The sequence below is a fragment of the Pseudomonas sp. K5002 genome, assembly GCF_013386655.1.
Taxonomy (GTDB): domain Bacteria; phylum Pseudomonadota; class Gammaproteobacteria; order Pseudomonadales; family Pseudomonadaceae; genus Aquipseudomonas.
The window spans coordinates 1-3,678 of sequence record NZ_JACARK010000060.1 but is presented as its reverse complement, the minus strand read 5'-3'; the positions used below and the strand labels follow the sequence as shown (position 1 = coordinate 3,678).

The window sequence follows — 3,678 nt, the reverse complement described above, 5'->3', positions numbered from 1 at the left end:
AGCAACGCCCTGGCCATCGCCGAAGCCTTGCAGGCCCATCCCCTGGTGGAATGGGTGACCTACCCCGGCCTGCGCTCCTTCCCTCAATACGAACTGGCCGCGCGGCAGATGAAACAATCCGGCGGCATGATCGCGTTTGAACTCAAGGGCGGCATCGACATGGGCCGACGCTTCATGAACGCCCTCAAGCTGTTCACCCGGGCCGTGAGCCTGGGGGACGCCGAGTCACTGGCCCAGCACCCGGCCAGCATGACCCACTCCACCTACACCCCGGAGCAGCGCGCCCACCACGGGATTTCCGAAGGGCTGGTGCGACTCTCGGCGGGCCTTGAGGATGTCGCCGACCTGCTGGCCGACGTTGCCCAAGCCCTGCAGGCCTGTGCCGTAAAGCCGAAATCCCGGGCGGTGCAACACAACGTTCATCACGCTTGAAGTAAATTCACAGGCAGGCGCGACGTTTATCAATAGCCCGGCCTGAAAAGGTCGGGCTTCTCCCGTTGCGCCCTGCACCGCAAAAAATTTGATCCATTCATTGGCCCGTTTGCGAAAGCCTGTACTAGCATACGAGGCGGCAGTCATGGAGATCACTGCCCTGTACGCCGCCCTCATTGAAACTCATGGATGAAATGATGAACTCACACCTGTTCCCCCACATTGGCAAAGTCATCGCCAGCACCGGCAGCCGGCATTTCCCGCGCATGCTGCACGACCTGATCCTCACCCAACTGGCGGTCGACGCGACGCACATCACGCAAATGCCTGTGAGTTCACCGCGCAAGGGCGGCAGTTCGCGAATGACGGGGGTCAGCCCGGTGTACACCGACCCGCTGCCAGGGCTGGAAGAGGCCCAGGCCGCCGCCCAACTGCACCTGACCCGGCGCAAGGATGACGTCAGCTACGTGCTGTCGGTGTATCGCTCCAACCCCTGCGAAAGTTTTTCCCAGCAGGAGCGGATCATCCTGCAAGACTTCTCCTCCCTGCTGCTGCCGATGGTTGAAAAACACATCAGCGCCCTGCAACCCAGCGGTCCGGACAGCGAAGCGCCGCAGCAACAAGGCATCGACACCTTGCGCCGGCGCTTTGAAGAGCGCCTCGCGCAATCGGGGCTGGCCCTGTCCAGCCGGGAGCTTGAGGTGTGCGTGGGGCTGCTGGCTGGGCGTACCGCACCGGAACTGGCAGAGCAGTTGGCACTGAAGGTCAATACCATCGAGAGCTACCTCAAGCGGGCAGCGATCAAGATGGGCATCAGTGGCCGGCATTCATTGATGCGGTGGATGTATTCCACAGAAGAAAACGCCACTCTCTAGAACACCGAGGAACAAATGTGGGAGCGGGCTTGCTCGCGAATGCGCAGTGTCAGTCAATACATGTGTGACTGATCCACCGCATTCGCGAGCAAGCCCGCTCCCACATTTTTTGATCTCTGCCCGGCTTAATCCCGGGCCAGGGCTTCAATCGGATCCAGCCGCGCCGCATTCCGCGCCGGCACAAACCCGAACACAATCCCGATCAACGTCGAACACGCAAACGCCGTCACCACCGAGCCCAGGGAAAACACCATTTCCCACTCTTTCACAAACAACGAAAACAGATAGCCGATGGCGAATGACAGCGAGATGCCGATCATCCCGCCAATCAGGCAGACCATCACCGCTTCCACCAGGAACTGTTGGCGAATATCCGATTGCCGCGCGCCCACTGCCATGCGAATCCCGATTTCGCGGGTGCGTTCGGTCACCGACACCAGCATGATATTCATCACCCCGATGCCGCCCACCAGCAACGAAATCACTGCAATCAACGACAGCAGCAACGCCAGGGAACGGCTGGTTTTCTGCACCGTCTGCATGATGCTGTCGAGGTTGTTGGTAAAGAAGTCCTTGGTGCCGTGACGTTGCAACATCAGCTTGGTGACGTTCTCTTCCACCACCTTGCTCGGCTGGCCGTCCTTGATGCGCACCGTGATGCTGTCCAGATGACGCTGGCCCAACAGCCGCCCCGCTGCCGTCTCGTACGGCACCCACACGTTCAACGCCTTGCTGGCGGCGAACATGTTTTTGTTGTCGGCCGTCACCCCGATCACCGTACAGGGCAGATTGCCCACCAGGATCACCTGACCCAGCGGATCCACGCCGGGCGCGAACAGTCGATGGCGCGCGTTGTGGTCGATCACCACTACCTGGGCCTGGCGCCGGGCGTCGCTTTCGCTGAAGGTAATTCCAGCTTCGAGCTTCAGGCCCTTGACCTGGAAATAGCGATCGCTGACCCCATTGACCTGGGCGTCCAGGTCGATATTGCCGTAACGCAGCAATAGGTTGCGCCCCACCACCGGCGTGGCGCTGTCGACGTAATACAGCTGGTTCAGCGCATCCACATCCGACGGCAACAACGTCTCGATGGCTGACGCACGGCTGTCACCAAAACTCTTGCCGGGAAAGATATCAATGGTGTTACTGCCAATGGCCTGGATGTCCTTGAGCACATAGCGCTTGGCGCCTTCGCCGATGGCCGAGATCGACACCACCGAGGTGATGCCGATGACAATGCCGAGCATGGTCAGCAAGGTGCGCATGCGATGGGAAATCAGCGCCACCCAGGCCACGGCAGAACGGCCGTTCTTCGGGATGCGCGCCAGGCGGTCGATCAACTTCACGGCGGGCGGGGAGCTGGCGACCACGTAACCGCCAATCACCACAAAGGCCATTTGCATGGTGAACGGGATCAAACTCCAGAAACCGTCACCAAACGCCTTGGCGGCCTCGGTCGGCGCGGCGCCCATGCCCAGGGTCGCCACGGCGACAATGATCACGGCGAGGGCGGCAAACACCCAGGAGTCAGGGAACCAGCGCTCGGCGAAGTTTGAACAACGCAGGGCGAATCGGGCGTAGCGGCTGTCTTCGATAGCATCGGCCACGTTCAGTACCTCTATTTGTATTTATTATGGGGGCGGCAGTTTTGCTGCATGTTCCTCTACGGCTATTCATTTGGGAATGTAGTTATCTTCATTGATCAATGAGTAAAGCAAATATATCCGGCGAGATTGCCATCACCGGGCCCAGCTCATAACCTGCAGGCCATTTTGTTTGTCTGCCGAGCTTTTCCATGACTGCCACCTCTTATCCACAGGCGCAGCGTTTCTCCCGCTCCGACTACAAAACCCTGGGCCTGGCCGCCCTGGGCGGGGCCCTGGAAATCTACGACTTCATCATCTTCGTATTTTTCGCGCTCACCCTCAGCCAGCTGTTTTTCCCGCCGGAAATGCCCGAGTGGCTGCGCCTGCTGCAAAGCTTCGGCATCTTCGTCACGGGCTACCTGGCACGCCCGCTGGGCGGAATCCTGATGGCGCACTTCGCCGATCACCTGGGGCGCAAACGGGTGTTCAGCCTGAGCATCCTGATGATGGCGCTGCCGTGCCTGCTGATCGGCATCATGCCCACCTACGCACACATCGGTTATTTCGCACCGTTGATCCTGCTGGCGCTGCGCATCCTCCAGGGTGCGGCAGTGGGCGGGGAAGTGCCCAGCGCCTGGGTGTTTGTCGCCGAACATGCTCCGGACAACCATCGTGGTTATGCCCTGGGCTTCCTCCAGGCCGGGCTGACCTTCGGCTACCTGCTCGGCGCGCTGACGGCGACGCTGCTGGCGCAAGTCTTCACCCCGGCCGAAATCCTCGACTAC

At 60.4% G+C, this 3,678-nt stretch carries 4 protein-coding genes; 3 read left to right on the top strand and 1 reads right to left on the bottom strand.

What is annotated here, in order from left to right:
• Both HX846_RS03935 and HX846_RS03930 read left to right on the top strand, forming a co-directional pair.
• Positions 1-432, top strand: a 432-nt coding sequence (locus tag HX846_RS03935) for a PLP-dependent transferase (RefSeq protein ID WP_178965004.1), incomplete at its 5' end; no start/stop codon positions are given.
• Between the two features lie 185 nt (positions 433-617).
• The gene (locus tag HX846_RS03930; RefSeq protein WP_177068902.1) at positions 618-1,307 is read left to right on the top strand and encodes a helix-turn-helix transcriptional regulator; all 690 of its coding nucleotides are present in this window, start codon (positions 618-620) and stop codon (positions 1,305-1,307) included.
• Positions 1,308-1,432: 125 nt separating this feature from the next.
• Here HX846_RS03930 and HX846_RS03925 read toward each other — a convergent pair whose 3' ends face one another.
• Positions 1,433-2,914, bottom strand: coding sequence for an ABC transporter permease (locus HX846_RS03925; RefSeq protein ID WP_256739763.1), 1,482 nt, complete (start codon positions 2,912-2,914; stop codon positions 1,433-1,435).
• A 188-nt stretch (positions 2,915-3,102) separates the two neighbouring features.
• Between HX846_RS03925 and HX846_RS03920 the strand changes: the two genes are divergently transcribed.
• Positions 3,103-3,678: MFS transporter (locus HX846_RS03920; RefSeq protein ID WP_178965003.1), on the top strand; the 576-nt coding region annotated here is incomplete at its 3' end.